The sequence below is a fragment of the Hyphomicrobiaceae bacterium genome (genome assembly GCA_041397645.1).
GTDB lineage: Bacteria > Pseudomonadota > Alphaproteobacteria > Rhizobiales > Hyphomicrobiaceae > Hyphomicrobium_B.
In genome coordinates this window covers 193,480-215,318 of the sequence record JAWKWE010000005.1, presented here as the reverse complement: position 1 = coordinate 215,318, position 21,839 = coordinate 193,480, and the positions used below count along the sequence as shown (strand labels likewise).

The following is a 21,839-nucleotide window of genomic DNA, read 5'->3' as shown; positions in this document are numbered from 1 at the left end:
TCAGCACTCAATCCTTCTTGGGCTTTTCCGATCCCGTCCAATTGAACATGCGCGCGGCGCGATGGCCCGAAACTTCCTTGGCTGAAAGGTCTTTCAGCTTTGCGGCGGGATCGGGCATCACGATACCCGCAGACAGGATCACCTTGGCTGCTTCCTCAGCGGACATGCTCAACAGCAGCACGTCGCGGCGGGGCACAAAACAAATAAACCCGGTCGGCGGCACAATGCCGGTCGGCATGAAGACTGTGAGAAGATCGCCTTCGCCACCCGGCTTTGCGTCGACGATCTCGCCGGTCGTCTCGCCGGTCACGAACACCAACGACCAAAGGCCCTTGGACGGAAACTCAATAAGCCCGACCTTCTGAAAGCTCTGGTTGGGTCCGGCACTGGTGATGACGCTTTCGAAGATCTGCTTGATGGCGGAATAGACATTCCGCACGATCGGCATCTGGCCCAGCATCAGTTCGCCGGTAGAGACCAGCGAGCGCCCTAACAGATTTGCCGCCAGTGCGCCGATGATCGTCAGGCCAAGAATTGCGACCAGAAGACCAATGCCCGGCATCGGAAACGGCAGGTAGGTGTCCGGGTTGTAGTGCGTGGGCAGCAGCGGCTTGATCCACGCATCCACGAGGTTGATCAACCACCACATGATGTAGAGCGTGATCGTCACCGGGCCGACGATCAGCAACCCGGTCAAAAATGCGTTGCGAAGACGCGCACCAAGATGCCAGCCGGAAGACCTGTCGTCGCGCGCGAGCCGTTTGAGCCCCGCAGTCAGCTGAGCCTCGCTCCGGTCGCGCTCGGCGGACTTTGGTGACTTCGGAGGCTGCGCGCTCATTATCCGGTCCCGGTGAGCGCACCGCTTGATGCGGTACGCCTCAGTTGCTTACGACGAGGCAATCATATCCACTATTGCGCAGCGTGTTGCAAAGCCCTCTCGGCTCTTCGGCAGTCTTATATGAACCGACCCGCACGCGATAGAAGGTCCCCATCGAGCCGATCACCGCCTCGTCCACCGACGCCTGACGATCGTGGAGGTCATTAGCATGCTCCTGCATCAGCTTCTGGGCCAGAGCTTCCGCCGCCGCCCGAGACCGCAACGCTGCGATGTGGAGCTTGTACTTTCCGCTCGATGTTTTGGACTTGGAGGCATTCTTGGTCGATGCGGGTGCTGCCGCCGGAACGGGCGCAGGAACCGGCTCAGCCGCCGCCGTCTTGGTCGCCTTAGGGGTAGCCGGAGGTGCCCCTGCGGCCACGGGAGCGCCGTTAGCCCAGCTCGACGACTGAGGCATGGCCTGAGACGTCGAAGCGGTCGTCACGCCCGAAGCTTCGGCTGCCGGGGTGGCCGGCATACTGCTAGAGCCGCCCGAGAACAGGTTGGAAAAGAAGGTGCCGATGCCTGTCGAGCTCGCAGCAGCACCGGCCGAAGTCGAGGTGCTCCCGGTCCCGACTGCAGACTGTTCGAAGGCTGCCACTCCGGGCGGCGACGCTTGACGCTGGGTGTTGGGCGGCGGGGCGACTGCGGCCGTTTCCGCGCCCATCGACAAAGGCTGAGGTACGCCGCCACCGGAACTCTGCGGGGCGGTGGAGGCAGACGTCGAGGCCGCAGCAGGCGCACTTGCCGCCGCTGGCGCGGCCGCGGCAACGGGTGCTGCTGCAGGAGCAGGAGTTTCGGTTTTCGGGTCCGATCTAGCAACGTGCTCGGCGCCACTATTGCCATCACCCAGTCCAGCGGACTTGTAGGCTTCGGCGCGCTCGGCGGTAGCCATCTTGCGCTCATCGTCGCTCAAGCCGTTCTTGAGCCACAGCGCGCTAGTGAGATCCGATATCGCCAAGCCTGGCTTGTCGAGTCTCTTATAGGAGAGACCACGGTAGTAGAGGCCGCGCGCCATCTGAGCGTTGCTCAAGCCACCGCCGCGCAACGCAGAGCTGAGTTGATCGACGGCGTTCTGGAAGCGCCCGGTCTGGTAGGCTTTGACGCCGCCTTCATAAGATTTCTTAGCCTCAGCCGCGGCATCGGCGGCCTGAGGCGACTTCTTGGAAGCAGCGAATGCGTCGTGACTTGGCACAACCAGGCACAACATCGCGAACGCCGCAACCGTCACAACCGGCGCGTTTCGCGTCAGAATGCTCATAAACCGGATCCTTCCCCCGAAAGCCGTCGTTTTCCTGAACGCCTAACTACCCCGCATTACTGCGGAGAAACTAGAACATGCGCGTCAAGGAGGCAAATCTAGGGCCTTGGAGTATCCGCCTTTTCCCCGCTATTCCACTGTAACGGATTTCGCTAGGTTCCGCGGCTGATCCACGTCGGTGCCCATAACCACGGCCGTATGGTACGCAAGCAGCTGTGTGGGCACAGCATATAGAAGCGGGCTGGTGAAACTGGCGGCGTGAGGCATTTGGATATGCGCGGCCAATTTACAGGAAACCTTTTCCTCTGACGCGTCTGAAATCAGAATAATACGGCCACCACGGGCCGCAACCTCCTGCATATTCGAAACCGTTTTCTCGAACAGCGCATCGTCGGGCGCGACTACAATGACGGGAACATTCTCATCGATGAGCGCTATGGGGCCATGCTTAAGCTCGCCTGCAGCATATCCTTCAGCGTGGATGTACGAGATTTCCTTGAGCTTCAGCGCACCCTCAAGAGCGATGGCGTAGGACGTGCCACGACCCAGGTAGAGCACGTCACGCGCCTTCGAAAGCTCCTGTGCGATCTCTACGAACTGCTGCTCGTTGCGAATGATGGAAGAGATGTGGCGCGGAACTTCCATCAGCGCCTGGACGATCTCCTGCTCCTTTTCGCTGGTGATGGAGCCGCGGGCGCGGCCAAGCGCAATGGCCAGGCAGGCAAGGACTGAAAGCTGGCAGGTGAAGGCCTTGGTGGACGCGACACCGATTTCAGGACCAGCCAAGGTGGGAAGCGGCGCGTGGGATTCGCGCGCAATCGTCGACGTGCGCACATTGACGATCGAGGCGATCCGCTGGCCGCCCGCCTTGCAATAGCGCAGCGTGGCAAGGGTATCGGCGGTCTCGCCGGACTGCGAAACGAAGACGGCAAGACCATCCTCGGGCAACGGCGCTTCGCGATAACGCAGCTCGGACGCTATATCGATCTCGACAGGAACCCGCGCCAGTTGTTCGATCCAGTACTTGCCAACCAGCCCCGCGTAGTAGGCGGTGCCGCAAGCAGAGATCGTCACGCGGGAAATCTTCGCCAAATCGATTCCAAGATCGGGGAAGCGGACTTCTCCTGCCGCCATATCGATGTAGTTGGCGAGCGTGTGCGAGATGACTTCGGGCTGCTCGTGAATTTCCTTCGCCATGAAGTGCCGATGGTTGCCCTTGTCGACCAGCAGCGAGCTGGCGACGGACTTCACCATCGGACGTTCGACGTGATTGCCGGAGCGGTCAAATATCTCAACGCCGGAGCGGTGCATCACGGCCCAGTCACCCTCATCGAGATAGGTGATTGCATCGGTAAAAGGCGCAAGCGCGATGGCATCGCTGCCCAAATACATTTCTCCCGAGCCATGACCGATGGCGAGGGGAGAACCCTGGCGGGCCGCAATCATGAGATCATCGTAACCCGCGAAGATGATGCCAAGCGCGAAGGCGCCCTGAAGCTCGCCGAGGGCAAACCGCACGGCCTCGACCGGCTCTAGGCCCTCTTGCATGTAATGGGAGATGAGATGAACGACGGCCTCCGTATCGGTGTCGGTATCGAAGACGTGCCCCTTCTTCTCCAGATCAGCGCGCAGCTCTCGGAAGTTCTCGATGATACCGTTATGCACGACCGATACTTGCGGCGTCATGTGGGGATGGGCGTTGCGCTCAGTCGGGCGCCCATGCGTTGCCCACCGGGTATGCCCGATGCCGGTGCGGCCTTCGAGCGGCTCCGTCAGCAACCGCTTTTCTAGATTTTTGAGTTTGCCCTCTGCACGGCGGCGCTCAAGGTGGCCGGATTCCACGGTCGCGATCCCGGCGGAGTCATAGCCGCGGTATTCCAATCTGCGAAGCGCATCGACCAGATCGGTCGCGACAGCCGACTTACCAAGAATGCCAACGATCCCACACATGCGGTCAAACCCTTATGCGTTGATTTGTGAAAGCCGGCCCCGTGCCCCCGACTCGTCGTAACGAGGGTAGCGAGGTTAACGTGTTGCTCAACTCACAGAATGTTTCAGGATGACGCGTCTGACGCCCAACAAAATCTTATCAATAACTACGGAACCGAGCCTTGCAAAATGCGTGCTCAGTTAAGATTTGGCCTTACGGCGCCCCATCATCGTGCGGAATTTCTCAGCCCAACCGGGCCGCTCTTCCTGGGTACCCCTCTCCAAAGCAAGACTGCCCGCCGACACGTCCTTGGTGATGACGCTGCCCGACCCCACGTAAGCTCCTGCGCCGATCTTGACTGGCGCCACGAGCGATGAGTTCGAGCCTATGAACGCGCCATCGCCGATCTCGGTGCGGGTCTTATTGAAACCGTCATAATTGCAGAAAATGGTGCCCGCCCCGACGTTGGCCTTAGCCCCAACGCTGCCGTCGCCGAGATAGGCGAGATGATTAGCCTTAGCGCCTGGCCCCATCGCCACATTCTTTATCTCGACGAAGTTTCCAACGTGGACATCCTCGGCGAGTTTTGCGCCCGGACGCAGCCGTGCGAACGGTCCGATGCGGGCACGCGCCCCCACACTCGCACCTTCGAGATAGCAATTGGATTTGATCTCGGCGCCTTCCGCAACCGAGACGCCGAGCCCGAAAAAGACGTTAGGCTCGACGATCACGTCGCGGGCGATCTGGGTGTCGTGCGACAAGAATACTGTGTCGGGCGCAATCATGGTGACGCCCTCCTGCATTAGCTCGTTGCGACGGCGGCGCTGCCAGATTGCTTCGGCGTGCGCAAGGTGATCGCGGGCGTTGACGCCCAACACCTCTTCCTCCTCACACTCCACAACGGCGGCCGAAAGACCGTCTGCGCGGGCGAGCTCAACCGCATCGGTCAGATAATACTCCCCTTTGGCATTTGCGGTGCCTATGCGCCCTAGCAAACTTGATAGTTTAGGCACACGAAAAGCGATCACGCCCGAGTTGCACAAATCAATGGCGCGCTCGGTCGCATTCGCATCCTTGTACTCGCGAATGGCAATCAGCTCGTCCTTGGTGCCTGTAATCAAGCGGCCGTATTCGGCGGGATTGTGTGATCGAAAGCCAAGTACCGCGACGGCAGCGCCCATATCCAAACGCTCGCGAAGTCGCGCAATGGTCTGCTCGCGGATCAGTGGCGTGTCGGCGTACAGCACGATCACGTCGCCGCCATGCGCATCAAGCGCCTCGCGCGCCGCCAGCACTGCGTCGGCGGTACCCTGTTGAACCGGTTGAATATAGATCTGTGATTGCGGCGCATCTGCCTTCGCGGCCTTCTCCACCGCATCCATGCCCGGGCCTATGACAACGGCGATCTGGTCGCTTCTCGACGACTGCGCGACGGCTAGAACGTGGCCCAGCATGCTCCGGCCGGCCACTTTGTGCAGCACCTTTGGCATCGCCGACTTCATGCGGGTGCCCTTGCCGGCAGCCAGTACGATCGTGAGAAGCGGAGAGGCAGTCATCGGCAATCCTGATATCGGGGTTGCGCCCGCGCCAGCGCGGTCCAGAGCCGGCGGGTTCCCGGCGTGCACGCATAGCCTTGCGGGCCCACCTTGGGCAAGGGGAGAGGGTCTTTAACACTGATGACGCAACGGCGGGGATTTACCGCCGATCGGCACAAAATGGGCTCGATCAGGCATTTGGGCCGTGACCACGACGCCGTCATCCACAGGTTCGCTTGCCAGTTCCGCGCCGGAGCGTTGCCGCCCGGCGAACCCTTCGTCACCATCAATTTCAGTTGCGAATCACGTGCATGCCCATTTTGCCGACCCGCACGGCCATTGCATTTCAGGCGGGCTGATCTTTGCTACACGATTACAGGATAGCTTTTTATGACCGTGACGCCCTCAGCCCGCCCAGGTCCTCGCCATGCGATGCCTCCGCCCGCTCCCGGCGCCAGTGGCGGACACCGCCCTTTGCCGCCCCAACAGCCCGCTTTGTCGCCAGCACCCTCACTTGCAGACTTCTCGCCGACCAACCTGCCCGGTTCGGGCGCTCAAGGGGCTCTCGCGCAAGGATCTGGCGTGCCCTTGTCCAAGCGGCCCTTGTTCACGCCCAAGGTCGTGTTGTGGTCGATGCTCGGTTTGGTGGCCGCAGCCTACATGGGGATCATGCTGGTAGAACCTGCGTTGATTGATGATCTCTCTCCGACCTCCGCGTACATCACCGATCCGCAATCCAGCCAGGGGCAGCGCGCTGCCGCCCGGCTCGTCAGCGACGTCAGCGGCCTAAAGGAGAGCATGGCCCAGGTGCAGCTTGAGATCGCGAAGGTGAAGACCGAAGTTGCGACCTCAGCCGAACAGACAAAAGCCCTCAGCGCTCAACTGGTAGCGCTGCAGGACCGCCTTGCGCATTCGTCGGGTGCAGCTCTCGACACTTCCGAGCCGCAACCCGACGGCAACCAGGGCCAGCGCGCCGTCACCGCGCCAAAAGCCGTTCTAACACCCGAAACACATGCCTCAACCGGCAAGCAAGCCGGATCGCCGCAGCAGCCTAAGCTCGTGAATGCACCTCCCGAGAGCAGCCTGGAAACCGGAAGCGTGACGCAGGACGCCAAGCCCATCAAGACTGCCAAATCCGCCCCGCCAGCGAAGGAAGCTCCAGCCAAGGAAGCACAAGCGAAATCCTGGAAGTCCACTGTCGCGGATGTTTCCAGCGATCCGGTGGATTTCGGCGCGACTGAAGTAAAAACGGCCGGCGCCGGCATTGGCGTTCAGATCTCGTCCGGCGCGTCGCTCGACTCGTTGCGTCTAAGCTGGAGCTTATTGGCAGACCGCCACCGCGACAGCTTGAATGGACTCCGGCCGCGCTACGTGGCCCGAGGCGACATGTCCAATCCGACCTACGACCTGATCGCTGGCCCGCTAAAATCGACGGCTGAGGCGCAACGCTTGTGCAAGTCGTTGATTGCTCAGAACGTGCCGTGCACGGTGGCCAACTACATCGGCGCCGCACTGTGAATTCTGAAAGGTTGGAGGGGTGCGGATACGCCTCTTAACTCGCACCAGTGCAGGCAAAGCGTTGGTGCGTTCGCGCGCGGCTTAGTCCGCCCTTTTACAGGTACTAAAGCCAAAGACGCGGTACAGTGGGCACCATCCGACCAAAGCCGTCACGATAGGAATGACGCCGATCCAGCCCCACCACATCTTTGAAGCTGGCAAGTTGGCGGGATCGTGCAACCCCAGAGCCAACGCAATAAGTATGGCTCCAACGATAAGGCGTGCTCCGCGGTCGAGATTGGACATGTTTGTGGTCATCGCCGCCTCCTGACGTACGTCTATTCCGTAGGGCTTACGCTGATCTCACAAAACCTCACCAGCGCCATTGGCGATATTTAAGCCAATCGCGGTCAGCGCAAGCTGACCGCGATCAAGCCTCAACCAATTGCGTCGCCCGTCTCATCCGCCCTCAAAGGTCGGTGGCATTGAAAGTGTCGCAAACTTCCATACGTCCCTCGCGCAACCCCTGTGTGAACCAGCGAACGCGCTGCTTGGAGGTTCCGTGCGTGAAAGCGTCGGGTACCACACGTCCCGTCATCTTGCGTTGAATCATGTCATCGCCGATCTGGGTCGCCGCGTTGAGAGCCTCCTCGACATCGCCCGGCTGCAGCCTGTTCTTCATCTGGTCGTTGAGGTTCGCCCAAACGCCAGCAAGGCAATCAGCCTGCAACTCCATGCGGACCTGAATCTGGTTGGCCGTGCGTTCATCGACGCGGCCCTTCAGTTCCTGAACACGCTCGGCAATGCCAAGCAGGTACTGAACGTGATGGCCAACCTCATGGGCAATGACATAGGCCTGCGCGAAGTCGCCGCCCGCGTTGAATTGACGTTTCATCTGCTCATAGAAAGCTAGGTCGATGTAGACCTTCTGGTCCAGCGGACAATAGAACGGACCCATCGCGGCTTGGCCCGCGCCGCACGCGGTGCGCGTATAGCCGGAGAACAGCACCAGCGGCGGATCCCGATAAGTCTGACCAAAGCTCTTGAATACGCGCGTCCACACATCCTCTGTGTCGGCGAGGACGCGCGAGATGAAGACCTTCATCTGGTCCTCGCTCTCCGGCCCGGTTGCTGTGGTCGTCTTGCCTTCGCCGGGAAGCCCGGGAATGTCGACCTGCGTGCGGCCCGAAGGCGATTGCGTCTCCGAGTGTGGCAGTTGCGGCATCTCGATCTTGCCGCCGCCACCGCCGCCTTGCGGCCCAAGCAGAATATCGAGCGGGTTGATACCCATGAACAACATGATGGCGCCGATGATCAGCAGCGTGGTCAGGCTGAATCCGCCCCCGCCACCGATCGGAATTCGTATGCCACGGCCCCCGCCAAAGCCACCTTCGCCCCGGCGATCCTCAACGTTCGTGCTTTGCCTATCATCGTCGCCGTAACGCATAGCGGGCCTCTGTCATTCATTCAGGCGGCAGTACCGCCAGGTGATCGATAGTTTCGAGCATAGTGCATGCCAGAAACGGCAAAACAAGTCTCTGCTCAGATATCGCGCCGACGCCAACTTTTTGCCGGCTCACCGGCGGAGCAAATCCTTGCTTTTGCGGGCCGTAATGGCCAGCGTTCCTTCGGCAGCGGCAACCGGCTCCCGATCGCCGGAGGCAGCCGTTTTCTGCTTCGCTGGCGCCTTCAGCAAGGCCCGAACGGCGCGCGCGGCGGCAACCGTGCCGTCGGCAGCATAAGCTTCATGGTTTTTCTCGATCTCCGATAACTCGTAACGATAGTTGACCATGAGGCCGTGGGCCTCGCGCAGGCCCTTCTCGGAAGTATCCGCGAGCCAATTGATCCGCTCAAGCCGCGCGCCATTGCCTAGGTGGAAGCGCGCAACCGGATCGACCGGACGCTGATCGCTGGACTTTGCCAGCAGGAAATAATGCGCTGCGAGTTGCAATAGCACGGTTCTTAGAGGGGCGGCCTGCGGCCCCAATTCGCGCGCCACTTCCGTCCAGCGCGGATCGCGCAAAACGGCTAGGATCTCGCGGTCCTGCGGCGAAACGAGCTTTGCATCTCCGCTCGCAATCGCTCGGTCAAGCCAGCGGGCAAAGTGGGGAACGGGCGACAACGTCACGAATGTCTTGAGCGAGGGAAGCTCGCGCACGAGTTCCTCCACCACCTGCTTGAGCAGGAAATTGCCGAACGAAATCCCCTTAAGACCATCCTGGCAGTTGGAGATCGAATAGAAGACGGCGGTCGTCGGTTCCACATCGGCAGGCCCGCGGCGCGCTTCGAGCAATGGCTCGATGGCGTCGGGCACTTCGCTTGCAAGCGCGACCTCGACAAAGATCAGCGGCTCATCCACCAGCGAGGGATGGAAGAAGGCAAAGCAGCGCCTATCCATGGGATCCAATCGGCGGCGCAGATCATCCCAGCCCTTGATCTCGTGAACGGCCTCATACGCGATGATTTTTTCCAGGATAGCCGCTGGCGTCTGCCAGTCGATGCGGCGCAGGACCAGAAAGCCGCGATTGAACCAAGTCTGAAGCAGCCGTTCCAGATCCGCATCGATGATCGAAACGGCGGGCTCCGATTTGCGTAAACGCAACATCTCATGTCGCAAGGCGACGAGTTCGGCGGTAGCGCCGGGCGCCAAGTTCAATCGGCGGAAGAACTCGCGTCTCGGGCTTACCGTTGCCTGATGTAGCGCCCGGAGTGTTTCGGGACCTGAGTGCGCCAGATAGGCCTCCGCCGCCGCCCGGACTTGAGCCTGATCGGGTTGCAGCTCCTCCGCGAGATAGGTGTAGAAGTGCTTGCGCTCTTCCGGCGTGGCGGATTTCAGCCGGTTGAGAAGCTGGCGAGCGATGGCAACGCCCGACGCCTCGCCCCGCCCTGATATCAACGCACGCGACAGCGCCTCGATATTGTCCTCGTCTTCGGAGCCAAACAGCGACTTGGGCAGAAGCGCCCGGCTCTGTTCGGCAAGCGTGTTCATCATTTCCTGAAGGAATGAAACGTTCAAATGCCGGACCTCCGAAATCACACGGGTTTAGGGCTGCGCGTTAACGTTTCGCTAACGATAGCCTATCAGCATGTCGGTCTCATCATCGTTTCGCGCAAGGGTGCTTTCACCATGGACGACCCCGTAAGCGCCGGGCGGCCGGCCTCTAGCCTTAATACGGTCACCAATGACACCGGCCGGGTTGCCTTTTGCGGGCCCTATGTGCTGTCCGCGATCACCGGATACGGCATTTCCAAGATCGAGGACGTGATCCGGGCTGGCCGGGATATCCCTGCGGGCCGCAAGCCTGTCGTCCGTGGCACCTACTCCGACGAGGTAGAGGCTGCACTGGCGCATTTCGGCTACCGGATGGTGCTGAAGGAAACCCACCTCAACAAGGCGCGCAAAGAGCGTCCGACCCTGTGGACGTGGATGCAAAAGCCGCGCAACGCCTGGTCCTATTACATCCTGGCCATTCATAAGGGCAAAGAAGGCCACTGGATCCTCGTAAAAGGCGTAAAGATGTGTGACACGTTCACGGAAGGAAAGTGGACCTTCGTGGTCGACGGCCCGCACCGGGGCTGCCGCATCATGGAAGTCTTCGAGGTAAAGAAAGCGATCGACGCATAAGCGGCTGGCGGCCGCCAGGGTGGCGAGCGCACATCAGGATCGCATCGCATGCTGCTTGGCGGCTTCATAAGTTCACTACTGCTGATCGCGGCATTCGTGATGTCGCTCCGGGCTCGCAACCGCATCAATAAACTTGCTACGCGCCTCGACTATATGGAGCGTGCGATCGACGGTTTGCGCGACGACCTTACAAACCGGCGTGCGCCACTCGGAGGCAGGAGCGAACCGACACCCAGCTCCGCGTCCGAGACCGAAGCACAACCCACGCCGCGCACGAGCCCAGCGCCAAAAGAACCGGAGCTTCAAGAACAACCCGCCACGCCGGGAAAACCCGAACCGGTGCAGACAAGTCCGAGCCGTCCACAACCATTGCCAGTTCCAGTCGGGCCGGCTGCAAGCGTGCCTGCCGTTACGGGCGGACAAAAATCGGCTGCCGGGAGCGGCGCGGAAACACCCCAGCCACCTACGCGCGGGAGCTTCGAGGAAGTCGTCGGCACGCGATGGGCCGTCTGGGCCGGCGGTGCGGCACTTGCACTCGGCGGGCTCTTTCTCGTGCGCTATTCTATCGAGGCCGGACTCATCGGTCCCGGCGTGCGCATTTTCTTGGGCGCGCTCCTGGCCGCTACTTTGATCGGCGGGGCGGAATGGATGCGCCGCCACGACTTCAAGTGGACGCTTCCAACAGACGCAATACCACCAGCGCATATTCCGAGTGTGCTCACAGCGGCTGGAACCATCGTCGCCTTTGGAACGATCTACGCGGCGCACGCGCTCTACGGCTTCATCGGCCCCGCAGCTGCATTTGTGCTGTTGGGTGCCACAGGCATTCTCACCATGCTCGCATCGGCCCTGCACGGGCCCGCACTCGCCGGTCTCGGCCTCGTCGGCGCATTCGCAGCTCCTGCGCTCGTATCCTCTGACTCTCCGAGCTTCTGGCCACTGGCAATCTACTTTGCTGTTGTGGCGGCAGCGGCGTACGTCCTTTCGCGCACGCGCGGATGGCTATGGCTTGCGGTCTGCACGCTCGTGGGCGCGGCAGCGTGGGGGCTCGGCATGATGCTTGGACTTGCCTTCGGCGCGACAAGCGACGACCCCAATACCACTGCGACAATGGCCCACGTACTGGCGCAGTCGGCGCTGGTTGCGTTCTTCTTCGCGTATGAACCGCATGTGGGACAACGCGACCGTGAAGCCAAAACGGATTTGGCTGCGTTGGGTGCGCTGGCGGTAGTGACGGTTCTCATCGTCGCCTATCTGACGGTCGTACCTTTCTCATCGTGGCAGTGGAGCCCCACTCTTATCCTTGCCATCGCAATCTTGACTTTTACCGGATGGCTATCGCCGCCTGCCGCCGTTGCCGTCGCGTTGGCGGGACTGACGGCGCTCGTTGCTCTGTCGATGTGGCCCGGACTTTACATGCCGCCTGATCGCACATTGCTTGCACCCTATGCTGCGCGCTTGCTGCGCCTGCCCGATAACGTATCGAACTACCTCGCTGCATCCGCATGGTGGACGTTATTGCCCGCCGGTATTGCGGGATATCGTATCTGGCGTGGTCCGCTGCTCCCGGTCCCGACGACGGCGATCTACGCCGCCGCTGCAACACTCTCGCCTTTACTTGCACTCATCCTAGCGTATCTGCGCGTCACGCAATTCGACACCTCGATTGCGTTTGCACTCGGAGGCACATCGCTTGCGGCGGTCTACGCCGTGATCGCGTCGCAGTTTGACAAGGCTGATCGCGACAACTCCGTTCCCGCATATCATTTCGCCGCCGGCGCGTTCGCCGCTGCCGCAATTGGCGCTTTGGGATTTGCGATGGCCGCGAGCCTGTCGCGCGGCTATCTCACCGTCGCCCTTGCGCTCACAGCCCTGGGGACAGCCTATGTAGCGTCGCTTCGCGGGCTTCCTCTTTTGCGGCACGTGGTCACCGCTTTGGGTGCCATCATCGCGGCGCGTCTTGCGTGGGATCCGCACATCATGGGACGTGAAGGAGTTGGCGCCACACCGCTCTTTAACTGGCTGCTACTTGGCTATGGCGTTCCCGCGCTAGCATTCTGGCAGTCCGCCCGGCTATTGGAACGCAGCAGCGAGCAGACAACGGCGGTACGCATCTGCGACAGCCTGGCGGTGTCCTTCACAGCCTTGCTGGCATTTTTTGAAATAAGACACTTCCTTAACGACGGCGACATTTTGCAACCCGCGGTTGGGCATGTCGAAGCCGGATTAACAGCGCTCGTCGCCATGCTCATGTCATTGGGACTGGCACGCATGAATTTCGCCAAGCGCAATCCGGTTTTCGATATTGCCTCGATGGTGCTCGGCGCTGTCGCCATCGCGATTGCAATGTTCGGACTGCTGGTAGGTGCTAACCCCTACTTCACGGGTGATGAAATTGGCGGGCGCACGATCATCTCGACGTTGTTGCCTGCTTATCTACTTCCGGGCTTATGCGCCCTTTACGTTGCGCGGCACGCGCGAAATTTCCGCCCTCTGTGGTATACGCGCGCTGCTGGCGTGCTCGCTGTCGGTTTGATTTTTCTCTATGTGACGCTGGAAACGCGCCATGCATTCCACGGCTCACGCATCGCACAATGGCTCAACACGTCGGATCCTGAGAGCTGGGCGATGTCCGTCGCATGGTTGATGCTCGGAATCGTTCTCCTTGCCTACGGCTTGTGGCGTTCGTCGCTGGAGGCGCGAATTGCGTCTGCAGTCTTGGTAACCTTAGCTGCGCTGAAGGTGACGCTGTACGATTTGGCCGGGATAGGCGGACTGTGGCGAGCGCTTTCGTTCATTTGCCTGGGCGCGGTGCTCATCGGCATCGGCCTCGTGTACCAGAGGTTGATCTTCAACAAGCCTGAAGAATCCAGCCAAAGCTGAAGACATCCCGAAAAATGATCCGTCGTGAGAAAATAGCAACCACAAGAGCATTTGGTTAGTGGTCAATTGGATCGTGGCTGTTAATGTTTCACCCGTCCACTTTGCGTGTTGACGTTACGCAGATATCATGTGTGCCCAGCACGGATTATCCGCCTGAAAAATTTAATGCTTGTATAGGATGCTCGACATGAAAATGTTCTCGATTGCAACGATGGCGCTTTTCGCCTTTGCCATGGCTATGACGTCGTTCCATTCGGAGGCCCTCGCTGGCAAGCACACTGGACGCAATGTTGCTATCGGCGTCGCTGCAGGTCTCGCCACCATGGCGATTATTTCGGGAGCAGCGCGTGCCAACGATCGTGCGCGTCAGGGTCGCAATTACTGTGCCCGCCTGATGGATAAATGCGATGATGGCCAGGAGTGGGCTTGCGACAAGTACGAGGATCGTTGCGAGGATTGAGGCCTTCTGAGCCCAGACGCCCCGCAGAGAATTGATGACGAAAAGGCCGCGGCAAATCCGCGGCCTTTTCGTTTTGCAGCACATTCAATTCACCAAATTCACGCGACCTTCTTGAATTTTTCAAACGCGCGCGCGATCGCAGCTTCGTTGCGGTCTGAGATATAAAAGTCTCCAAGCACCAGTCGATCCATGTCCGTCCGCAGGTAACATGAGATTGCCTCGGCTGGCGCGTTCACAACGGGCTCTTGCCGGTTGAAGCTCGTGTTCAAGATCACCGGAATTCCGGTCAGCTTTTCGTACTCCTCGATCACACCATAATAGCGCGGATTGGCCTTGCGATCGATGGTCTGGATACGTCCGGTCCCATCAACGTGGGCGGCGGCCGGAATCTGCGCGACCTTATCTTTGCGGATCATCGGCGCGACCGTCATGAACGGATCGGGGTGATGATATTCAAAGTACTCCTCCAGCTTCTCGATAAGCACGACGGGCGCAAAAGGACGGAACGCCTCACGGTGCTTGATGCGCGCATTGATGAGGTCCTTCATCTTGTTCGTCGTCGCCGACGACAGGATGGAGCGGTTGCCCAGAGCGCGCGGTCCGATCTCGGCGCGGCCCTGGAACCATCCAACGATCTTCATATCCGCGAGGTCTTGTGCAACGCGCTTGAGCAACGCACCTTCTTCCATGCGCTCATATTGAAGACCTGCTTCGTTCAGCGCCTTGACGATCTCATCATCGGAATAGGCCTTGCCGTAGAAAGCATGTGTCAGTTCGAACTCGCGCGGCTTGCCCAGCGTCTGGTGCCAGTGATAGAGCGCCGAACCGAAGCACACCCCGGTATCGGAAGCGACCGGCGGCACCCATACCCTTTCGAAGTCGGTGTCGTGCAAGAGGCGCGCGTTCGCGACGCAGTTCAGTGCAACGCCACCCGAGATCACGAGATTCTTGCTCTTGTTGACGCGGTAGAGTTCGCGCGCCATGTGCAGCAAGGCTTCTTCCGTCCAATGCTGCAAAGCCCAGGCGATATCGTGATGGTGAGCTGTGAGCGGCTCATTCGGTTTGCGCCGCGGTCCGAACAATTCGTAAAACCTCGGCTTGAAGGGCTCGATGAGGCCGTGGGTCGGATAATTGATCAGCTCCTTGTTGATCTGGATGCGACCCTGCGGCAGCAGCCGCACCATCTCCTTGAACTTGTCCTTGTAGGTCGGGCCGCCCATAGCGGCGAGCGCCATGACGGTGCCCTCCTGGAAGGACGGAAAGCCCAAGTGCTCGGACACACAGGTGTAAAGCATACCGAGACTATCGAACATCGGATCTGACCACTGCCGATTTAGGCGATTGCCACGCCCGGTCCAAGCACTGGTTGCGCCATCATCGCCATAGCCGTCAGCGACAAGAACGGTTGCTTCCTCAAACGGAGAGACGAAATAGATCGCGGCGTGGCTTTCGTGGTGCCCCACCTGCACGACGGGAGGTAGTTTGCGCAGACCGAACTGATGCCACAGCCCCAGCTTCAAGCGGTTCGGCACATTGAGCAGGCCGACGGTATGCGTGCGATGGGCCTCAGAACGCAGCAGATTGAGGCTGGCGGGCATGTCGGCAAACACAGCGGAAAGCAGCGCATAACGAATGCGCTTCATGTCCCATGGGCAAGTGATGACATCAACGTCATCCAGGTTCATCGTTCCATCTGGGCCGAACAACACGTTCAGCGCCAAGCGCGGATATTTCAGTGTGTGCTTGATGCGGTTGAAGCGCTCTTCTTCCAGAATGAGACTGGGTTTTCCGTCGCTGAGTAGCGCCAGGCCTGAGTCATGGGATGTATAAACCAGTCCGAGTATATTCACGTGTGTCGTATCCTTAACCGGATCATCACGCCAAACCGTCTTGCAAGCTCGCGCGCACAATCAACGTTCGCTTGTGCCATGGCCGCTCTGTTAATGGTTCGACATTTTGCACTAAAGTAAAAAAGCAGGTGCGGAGTTCAAAAAGGGGCCGCGATATAACCCGCAGCCCCCTTCGAAAGTATCAAACCCTAAAGGCGAATTGCGCACTTAATCCTTGGCGCGCTCAACGTAGGACCCATCGGCCGTCATGATGACGACGCGCGTGCCGGCACCGATGTGCGGGGGCACCATGATGCGCGCACCATTGGAAAGTTTTGCAGGCTTGTAAGACGACGATGCTGTTTGTCCCTTCACGACCGGGTCGGCTTCGACGATCTCCAGCGTAACACGCGCGGGCAATTCGATTGCAATCGGTACGCCTTCATGCATCGACACAAGGCACGTCATGCCTTCCTGCAACCACTGCGCCTGATCGCCGACCACGTCCTTCGGGATGGTGATCTGATCGAAGGTCTCAGGCTGCATGAAGTTGTAACCCATCTCGTCATCGTAAAGGTAGTTAAAGTCCTTCTCGTCGAGATAGGCGCGTTCGACCTGATCGGTGGTGCGGTAGCGCTCCGTGACCTTCACGCCATCGGCGATGCGACGCATTTCCAGATGCGTGACGGGCGTACCCTTGCCTGGATGGATATTCTCGGCGTGCATGACGACAGCCAGCTTGCCATCGAGGTCCAGGACGTTGCCTTTGCGGACCGAGCTTGCGATAACCTTCACCACGAGGTGGACTCCGTTCATTAGCTAATGGGCGTGCTGGGCCTGACTTTGGCCCTGGACGGCACCGGGATGGAATGGAATTCTGCGGGCTTCATACCTGCTTCGCACGAGAAGGCCAAGTGCGGCCAAAGCCCAGCAACCCAAGCGGCAGCAAAATATCGATGATTAAACGAGAAAATGGCCCCTCCGCCTGGTGGGACCGGGGCCGCCACGCCGACCGCCGGCCCTTTCTGGCTGCCCGCGGGAGGATCAAAAGCGCCATCCGGGCCTGGTTTGAGGCACAGGGCTTTACCGAGGTCGAACCGGGCTGCCTGCAGGTCTCGCCGGGCAACGAGCCCCATCTGCACGCCTTCAAAACCGAGTTGGTCGGAAGCGATCTAACCCGCCGTGACCTCTACCTGCACACCTCGCCCGAGTTCGCCATGAAGAAGCTGCTGGCGGCAGGCGAGGACAAGATTTTTGCCTTTGCACCCGCCTTCCGCAATCGCGAGCGTAGCGCACTACATGCACCAGAGTTCACCATGCTCGAATGGTACCGGACAGGCGCATCCTACGAAGGGCTGTGGGAGGACTGCGCACAGATCCTACAAGTTGCCGCCGCCCAGACGGGTCGCGCGCAATGGTCTTGGCGGTCTCGCGCCTGCGATGTGATGAAGCCGTATGACTGGCTCAGCGTCTACGACGCCTTCGATCGCTATGCCGGCATTCCCTTGGAACATACCGTGCACGGTGCAGGTGTCGATCGCGGCGCTCTCGCTGCATTCGCCGAGCAGCGCGGCTATCGGGTTTCCGATGACGACACGTGGTCGGACATCTTCTCCAAAGTGCTGATCGAAGCAATCGAGCCTGAGCTTGGCAAGTTCCGTCCTGAGATCTTATGCGAATACCCGGTTCAGGAGGCCGCACTTGCCCGGCCTCATCCTGCACATGCCAACATTGCCGAACGCTTCGAGCTTTATGTTTGTGGCGTCGAACTCGCCAACGGCTTTGGAGAGTTGACGGACGCCGCCGAACAACGCCGCAGGTTCGAAAGCTGGATGGACGACAAGGAAGCGATATACGGCGAACGCTATCCGATCGACGAAGATTTCCTGGCCGCTCTTGCCCATATGCCGCCCGCATCTGGCTGTGCACTCGGTTTTGACCGGCTCGTCATGTTGGCGGCTGGGGCGATGCACATCGATCAAGTCCTCTGGACACCTATGCCCGACCTCGGCAAGTAAGGGCCCGATACAGCTGCCGCATTTCGCGACCAAACGACAACTTGCGGGAAGATTGAGAGAATGGACCCATGAGCGATCATCACGTTCAAACCGGCGGCTGCCAATGCGGCGCCATCCGCTTTCGCGTCGAGGGCGAGCTTGGCGATGCGTCTGTGTGCCATTGCAGGATGTGCCAAAAGGCGTTCGGCGCATTTTACGCGCCGCTTGTTTCTACCAAGGGCGCGACTTTGACGTGGACGCGCGGAACGCCGGCGCATTTTAGATCTTCAAACTTCGTCGCGCGCGGGTTTTGCGACAAGTGCGGCACCCCTCTGACCTACGAGGCTCCCGATGGCGTGGCGCTCGCAATCGGCGCCTTCGATCATCCAGAACACGTCGTGCCCGTCATCCAGTTCGGCATCGAAGGTAAACTGCCCTACACCGACAAGATCCCGACGCTGCCCACCCGGCACACCTTGGAAGACATCGAAGCCGCGCCATTTCTGGACAAGATCGTGTCGCACCAGCATCCCGACCATGACACGAAGGAATGGCCCCCACGATGACGGTTGCGCGCACGTTGCGGTCAGCGGAAGATCTCGTCGAGGCGGGTTTGATCACAGCCGAAGGCAGCGAAGACATTGCCGCGGTTGGTGCGCGCTACGCCATCGCGATCACGCCCACAATGGCAGATCTCATCAATCGGCACGATCCCGCCGATCCGATTGCGCGTCAGTTCGTGCCCGACGTCCGCGAACTCAAAACCCTACCCCAAGAGCGCGAAGACCCTATCGGCGACCACCCCCACTCGCCGGTGCCGGGCATTGTTCATCGCTATAACGACCGCGTGCTGTTAAAGCTCGCGCACATCTGCCCCGTCTACTGCCGCTTTTGCTTTCGCCGCGAGATGGTCGGTCCGAACCTGGGGCATGCGCTCTCGGGTGAGGAGTTTGAGCGCGCGCTCGCCTACGTCGTGGACAATCCACAAATCTGGGAGGTGATCGTCACCGGCGGCGACCCGCTGATGTTGTCACCTCGGCGCATAGCACAAGTGACTGACGCGCTCGCAGATATCGCACACGTCAAGATCGTGCGCTGGCATACGCGGGTGCCGGTCGTCGATCCAGGCCGCATCACGCCGGAACTGATCGCGGCAATGCGCACCCGAGGCAAACGCATCGTGGTTGCAATCCACACGAACCACTCAACGGAGCTGACGCCGCAATCGCGTGAGGCAATCGCGCGCTTGGAAGGCGCAGGGTTTGGGCTCCTAAGTCAGACAGTCCTGCTCAAGGGCATCAACGACCACGTCGACACGCTCGAAACGCTCATGCGCACGCTGGTCTCAAACGGCGTCAAACCCTATTACCTGCATCACGGCGACCTGGCGCCGGGCACCGCGCATTTGCGAACCGGCATCTCAGAAGGCAAAGCCCTGATGAACGCGCTGCGCACACGACTTTCCGGCATCGCGCTTCCAACCTACGTTCTCGATATCCCGGGCGGGCACGGCAAGGTCGAAATCGAAGCCAACGTGACGGATCTGGGAGACGGCCGTTTCAGCGTGCGCGATCCGAGCGGGGTTTTGCACGTCTATCACGATCGCGATGCGCAGAGCGGCTGAAGGCCTTCAGTGGACGGCTCCGACAGCACCGGCCGCGTCTGCCACACCGGCACCCGTGTCCTTCGCCGCGTCTCCTTCCACCTTGTGAGCGCTTTCGCTCAACGCCTCCATCACGTCCTTGCGCGACAATGCTGGATTGCGTTCCAGCAACAACGCCGCAATCCCGGAGATGTGTGCTGCGGCCAGCGACGTGCCCGACGAAACATCATAGGCGCCACCAGGCGCGGCGGCAACGATGTCGACCCCGGGTGCCGCGATCGCAACGTAGGATCCGCGATTGGCATCCTTGTAAAGATCATCCCGATCGTCCGTCGCCGTAACGGCTAACACCTGGTCGTACGCCGCCGGATAGGCGGGCTTTGCGTTAGGGCCGCCATTGCCCGCTGCGGCAACCAAAACGATGCCTTGCGCATCTGCCGCAGCAATCGCCTTTTCAAGCACCGGATCGGCAGGCCCCGCGAAACTCATATTGATGACGCGCGCACCGTTGAGCGCAGCCCAATCCAACCCTTTGAGAATTGCAAGCGTGTAGGAACGTGCCGACGCCTGACCTTGCGCGGTGAAGGCCCGAATGCTCAGAACGTCTGCGGCGGGCGCCACACCTTCCATTTGTGCGCGGGCACCAAGAATTCCCGCAATCGCCGTACCGTGCGCTTCAGGCGTCCCCTTGCCACCGCCTAGCGCGTCGAACGTCGCGATGCGCGCGCCGCCAAAAACAGGATGAGCGGCGTCAACCGCTGTGTCGATCACTGCGATCTTCACGCGCTTGCCTTGTGCCAATTCGTGCGCTTCTGAAAGGCGTAGCTTCTGCGGCGCATATTGAGGAACGGGGAGAGGCTTCGCCGCACCCTGGCTGGCCGTATAGACATAATGGGGTGCGGCTATCTCAACGCGTGCATCGCCCGATAATTGCTGGACGACATCCGCGACCGTGCGCTGGTCAAGAATGCGAAAGCGCACAACCCGCGTTCCAAGCAAAGCGGAGTTGTAAAGCGTCTGTCCATCGAGACCAAAATCCTGCGCGAGCGCAAACACCATTGCATCATCCGCACCGGGCTGCAGCGTGACGATGACTTCCCTATCCAGCGCGTCAGGCCCTGTTGCTCCGGTCACGACAGGCGGCGCACCGGCGCCGCGCGGCTGCGGCTTGGGCACGAACGGAACGCCGGGAGCGACGACCACGACGCGGGGCGGTCTAGGAGGCGTGACACGAGGTCCATCAGGCCGCGTGCCGCCGTCGCGGGAAGGCGGCTCTGTCGGACCATCATCCTGCGGTCGGTCGCCCGTATCGTTGGAACCGCGCGGCGGCCAAGTAGGCAGTCGACGCAACAGATCGAGTATGACGACGGCGGGCGGCAACTCACCCACGCCTGGACCCCGCCCGCCGGGTGGAACGTCACCGGTCTGAGGCGGCCGCTCCGGCTTATCCTTCGGCCCGCGATCTGGGACGTCGGCACCGTCGGCTGGATTTGTGGAATTTGGCGCTCCATCGGCAGTGCTGTTGGGCGTTGGCGTGTCGCGCCCGGCTGCCGCTTGAGCAGCAGTCATCGGGAGCGCCAACATCGCTGCCAGGATTACGGTCGGAATAATCCGAATTCGCATTGCACGTAGCATGACATGCCTCGTCTAAAACAGGCTACTTACTTGGCGGGCGCGGCCGACGCGAACGAAAACAAATCGCTACGCGCCTTCAATTTCCCAAGCGCCGCCTCGGACTCGTCCTTGCTCAACACGGTGTCGGAAATTCGCAAGCGATACATTCCGCCTGCGCGCGGGCCGTCCACGATCGCAAACTTGTTTTCTGCCATGAACGCAGACAGCGTCGCCGCCGGTACAGCAGGCTGGAAACTGACAAGCGCAAAAGTGCCGGTCTGTTGCGTGCCGCTTGAAGGGCCAGTCGCGACCTCATAACCGGCCGGTGTCGATCCAAAACGCATACCGGTGGCCCCTGCGATCAGAGCGACGCATAGCGCGGCCGCCAATGTCGAATAGGCAAGCTGCCGTGGCGCAAGACTGGCGAGGAACGATCCGAACCGCTCCATGATGGAGCTGCCCGCACTACGGAGACGCGCACTCGGGCTGGCGGCAACGCTCGCCAGCAACTTGTCGAGCGCTGCGTGAGGTACCTCGATTGAGGAATCCGCTGTGAAGATAACGTCGGCTTCTTCGCGTGCCACAGCGAGCTGCGCGCGCGCTTGCGGATCAGCGGCAAGATAAGCTTCGACCTTCGCGCGGTCCGCGGCCGAGATCTTCCCCGTGACGTACCACGGCAGAAGGGCAGCGAACTCATCGGCCTTAGACAGAATTTCGGTTTCTTCGCTCAT

Annotated in this window: 18 protein-coding genes; 7 read left to right on the top strand and 11 right to left on the bottom strand. The window is 60.5% G+C overall.

Annotated elements, in window-relative coordinates; genetic code table 11:
* Positions 1-7: 7 nt before the first annotated feature.
* The 4 genes from R3D51_14820 to glmU form a co-directional block, all read right to left on the bottom strand.
* Positions 8-838, bottom strand: coding sequence for a DUF502 domain-containing protein (locus R3D51_14820; GenBank protein MEZ5900755.1), 831 nt, complete (start codon positions 836-838; stop codon positions 8-10).
* Positions 839-878: 40 nt separating this feature from the next.
* Entirely contained in the window at positions 879-2,135 is a 1,257-nt protein-coding gene (locus R3D51_14815; protein ID MEZ5900754.1) for an SPOR domain-containing protein, read from the bottom strand.
* A 129-nt stretch (positions 2,136-2,264) separates the two neighbouring features.
* A complete protein-coding gene (gene glmS, locus R3D51_14810; GenBank protein ID MEZ5900753.1) occupies positions 2,265-4,085 on the bottom strand; it encodes a glutamine--fructose-6-phosphate transaminase (isomerizing) in 1,821 nt (606 codons plus the stop codon).
* Between the two features lie 180 nt (positions 4,086-4,265).
* Positions 4,266-5,621 (bottom strand): bifunctional UDP-N-acetylglucosamine diphosphorylase/glucosamine-1-phosphate N-acetyltransferase GlmU, encoded by a 1,356-nt coding sequence (gene glmU / locus R3D51_14805; protein ID MEZ5900752.1) that lies wholly within the window; start codon positions 5,619-5,621, stop codon positions 4,266-4,268.
* A 369-nt stretch (positions 5,622-5,990) separates the two neighbouring features.
* Between glmU and R3D51_14800 the strand changes: the two genes are divergently transcribed.
* Positions 5,991-7,118 carry a hypothetical protein gene (locus R3D51_14800; GenBank protein MEZ5900751.1) on the top strand — a complete coding sequence of 376 codons (1,128 nt, stop codon included), beginning with the start codon at positions 5,991-5,993 and terminating at the stop codon, positions 7,116-7,118.
* A gap of 81 nt (positions 7,119-7,199) precedes the next feature.
* Here R3D51_14800 and R3D51_14795 read toward each other — a convergent pair whose 3' ends face one another.
* From R3D51_14795 to R3D51_14785, 3 genes are all read right to left on the bottom strand, one after another.
* A complete protein-coding gene (locus R3D51_14795; protein MEZ5900750.1) occupies positions 7,200-7,415 on the bottom strand; it encodes a DUF2892 domain-containing protein in 216 nt (71 codons plus the stop codon).
* Positions 7,416-7,566: 151 nt separating this feature from the next.
* Complete coding sequence (locus R3D51_14790) at positions 7,567-8,544, bottom strand: neutral zinc metallopeptidase (protein MEZ5900749.1); 978 nt, start codon at positions 8,542-8,544, stop codon at positions 7,567-7,569.
* A 129-nt stretch (positions 8,545-8,673) separates the two neighbouring features.
* Entirely contained in the window at positions 8,674-10,113 is a 1,440-nt protein-coding gene (locus R3D51_14785; protein ID MEZ5900748.1) for a malonyl-CoA decarboxylase, read from the bottom strand.
* On the opposite strand from R3D51_14785, the gene R3D51_14780 reads away from it, so the two are divergent.
* The 3 genes from R3D51_14780 to R3D51_14770 all read left to right on the top strand — a co-directional run bounded on the left by R3D51_14780 (position 10,114) and on the right by R3D51_14770 (position 14,065).
* Positions 10,114-10,722 carry a hypothetical protein gene (locus R3D51_14780; GenBank protein ID MEZ5900747.1) on the top strand — a complete coding sequence of 203 codons (609 nt, stop codon included), beginning with the start codon at positions 10,114-10,116 and terminating at the stop codon, positions 10,720-10,722.
* Between the two features lie 48 nt (positions 10,723-10,770).
* Positions 10,771-13,605, top strand: coding sequence for a DUF2339 domain-containing protein (locus R3D51_14775; GenBank protein ID MEZ5900746.1), 2,835 nt, complete (start codon positions 10,771-10,773; stop codon positions 13,603-13,605).
* 187 nt (positions 13,606-13,792) lie between these two features.
* On the top strand, positions 13,793-14,065 hold the full coding sequence (locus tag R3D51_14770) for a hypothetical protein (protein MEZ5900745.1): 273 nt from the start codon (positions 13,793-13,795) through the stop codon (positions 14,063-14,065).
* Between the two features lie 98 nt (positions 14,066-14,163).
* On the opposite strand, the gene R3D51_14765 is transcribed toward R3D51_14770, so the two are convergent.
* On the bottom strand, positions 14,164-15,915 hold the full coding sequence (locus R3D51_14765; GenBank protein ID MEZ5900744.1) for a carbamoyltransferase C-terminal domain-containing protein: 1,752 nt from the start codon (positions 15,913-15,915) through the stop codon (positions 14,164-14,166).
* A gap of 207 nt (positions 15,916-16,122) precedes the next feature.
* A complete protein-coding gene (gene efp / locus R3D51_14760; GenBank protein MEZ5900743.1) occupies positions 16,123-16,692 on the bottom strand; it encodes an elongation factor P in 570 nt (189 codons plus the stop codon).
* A gap of 158 nt (positions 16,693-16,850) precedes the next feature.
* Between efp and epmA the strand changes: the two genes are divergently transcribed.
* From epmA to R3D51_14745, 3 genes are all read left to right on the top strand, one after another.
* Complete coding sequence (epmA, locus tag R3D51_14755) at positions 16,851-17,912, top strand: EF-P lysine aminoacylase EpmA (protein ID MEZ5900742.1); 1,062 nt, start codon at positions 16,851-16,853, stop codon at positions 17,910-17,912.
* Between the two features lie 68 nt (positions 17,913-17,980).
* The gene (locus tag R3D51_14750) at positions 17,981-18,457 is read left to right on the top strand and encodes a GFA family protein (protein MEZ5900741.1); all 477 of its coding nucleotides are present in this window, start codon (positions 17,981-17,983) and stop codon (positions 18,455-18,457) included.
* The gene (locus tag R3D51_14745) at positions 18,454-19,515 is read left to right on the top strand and encodes a lysine-2,3-aminomutase-like protein (protein ID MEZ5900740.1); all 1,062 of its coding nucleotides are present in this window, start codon (positions 18,454-18,456) and stop codon (positions 19,513-19,515) included. Before R3D51_14750 ends, R3D51_14745 begins: the two co-directional genes overlap by 4 nt.
* Positions 19,516-19,521: 6 nt before the next feature.
* On the opposite strand, the gene R3D51_14740 is transcribed toward R3D51_14745, so the two are convergent.
* Both R3D51_14740 and R3D51_14735 read right to left on the bottom strand, forming a co-directional pair.
* Positions 19,522-21,129, bottom strand: coding sequence for a S8 family serine peptidase (locus R3D51_14740; protein ID MEZ5900739.1), 1,608 nt, complete (start codon positions 21,127-21,129; stop codon positions 19,522-19,524).
* Positions 21,130-21,155: 26 nt separating this feature from the next.
* Positions 21,156-21,839: a hypothetical protein gene (locus R3D51_14735; protein MEZ5900738.1), complete on the bottom strand. Its 684-nt coding sequence runs from the start codon at positions 21,837-21,839 to the stop codon at positions 21,156-21,158.

What these genes read in the sequence shown, in the direction of transcription:
- R3D51_14820 (MEZ5900755.1), bottom strand. Translation starts at nt 838, where the DNA reads ATGAGCGCGCAGCCTCCGAAGTCACCAAAGTCCGCCGAGCGCGACCGG.
- R3D51_14815 (MEZ5900754.1), bottom strand. Translation starts at nt 2,135, where the DNA reads ATGAGCATTCTGACGCGAAACGCGCCGGTTGTGACGGTTGCGGCGTTC.
- glmS (MEZ5900753.1), bottom strand. Translation starts at nt 4,085, where the DNA reads ATGTGTGGGATCGTTGGCATTCTTGGTAAGTCGGCTGTCGCGACCGAT.
- glmU (MEZ5900752.1), bottom strand. Translation starts at nt 5,621, where the DNA reads ATGACTGCCTCTCCGCTTCTCACGATCGTACTGGCTGCCGGCAAGGGC.
- R3D51_14800 (MEZ5900751.1), top strand. Translation starts at nt 5,991, where the DNA reads ATGACCGTGACGCCCTCAGCCCGCCCAGGTCCTCGCCATGCGATGCCT.
- R3D51_14795 (MEZ5900750.1), bottom strand. Translation starts at nt 7,415, where the DNA reads ATGACCACAAACATGTCCAATCTCGACCGCGGAGCACGCCTTATCGTT.
- R3D51_14790 (MEZ5900749.1), bottom strand. Translation starts at nt 8,544, where the DNA reads ATGCGTTACGGCGACGATGATAGGCAAAGCACGAACGTTGAGGATCGC.
- R3D51_14780 (MEZ5900747.1), top strand. Translation starts at nt 10,114, where the DNA reads ATGCCGGACCTCCGAAATCACACGGGTTTAGGGCTGCGCGTTAACGTT.
- R3D51_14775 (MEZ5900746.1), top strand. Translation starts at nt 10,771, where the DNA reads ATGCTGCTTGGCGGCTTCATAAGTTCACTACTGCTGATCGCGGCATTC.
- R3D51_14770 (MEZ5900745.1), top strand. Translation starts at nt 13,793, where the DNA reads ATGAAAATGTTCTCGATTGCAACGATGGCGCTTTTCGCCTTTGCCATG.
- epmA (MEZ5900742.1), top strand. Translation starts at nt 16,851, where the DNA reads ATGATTAAACGAGAAAATGGCCCCTCCGCCTGGTGGGACCGGGGCCGC.
- R3D51_14750 (MEZ5900741.1), top strand. Translation starts at nt 17,981, where the DNA reads ATGAGCGATCATCACGTTCAAACCGGCGGCTGCCAATGCGGCGCCATC.
- R3D51_14745 (MEZ5900740.1), top strand. Translation starts at nt 18,454, where the DNA reads ATGACGGTTGCGCGCACGTTGCGGTCAGCGGAAGATCTCGTCGAGGCG.
- R3D51_14740 (MEZ5900739.1), bottom strand. Translation starts at nt 21,129, where the DNA reads ATGCTACGTGCAATGCGAATTCGGATTATTCCGACCGTAATCCTGGCA.
- R3D51_14735 (MEZ5900738.1), bottom strand. Translation starts at nt 21,839, where the DNA reads ATGAGCGAAGAAACCGAAATTCTGTCTAAGGCCGATGAGTTCGCTGCC.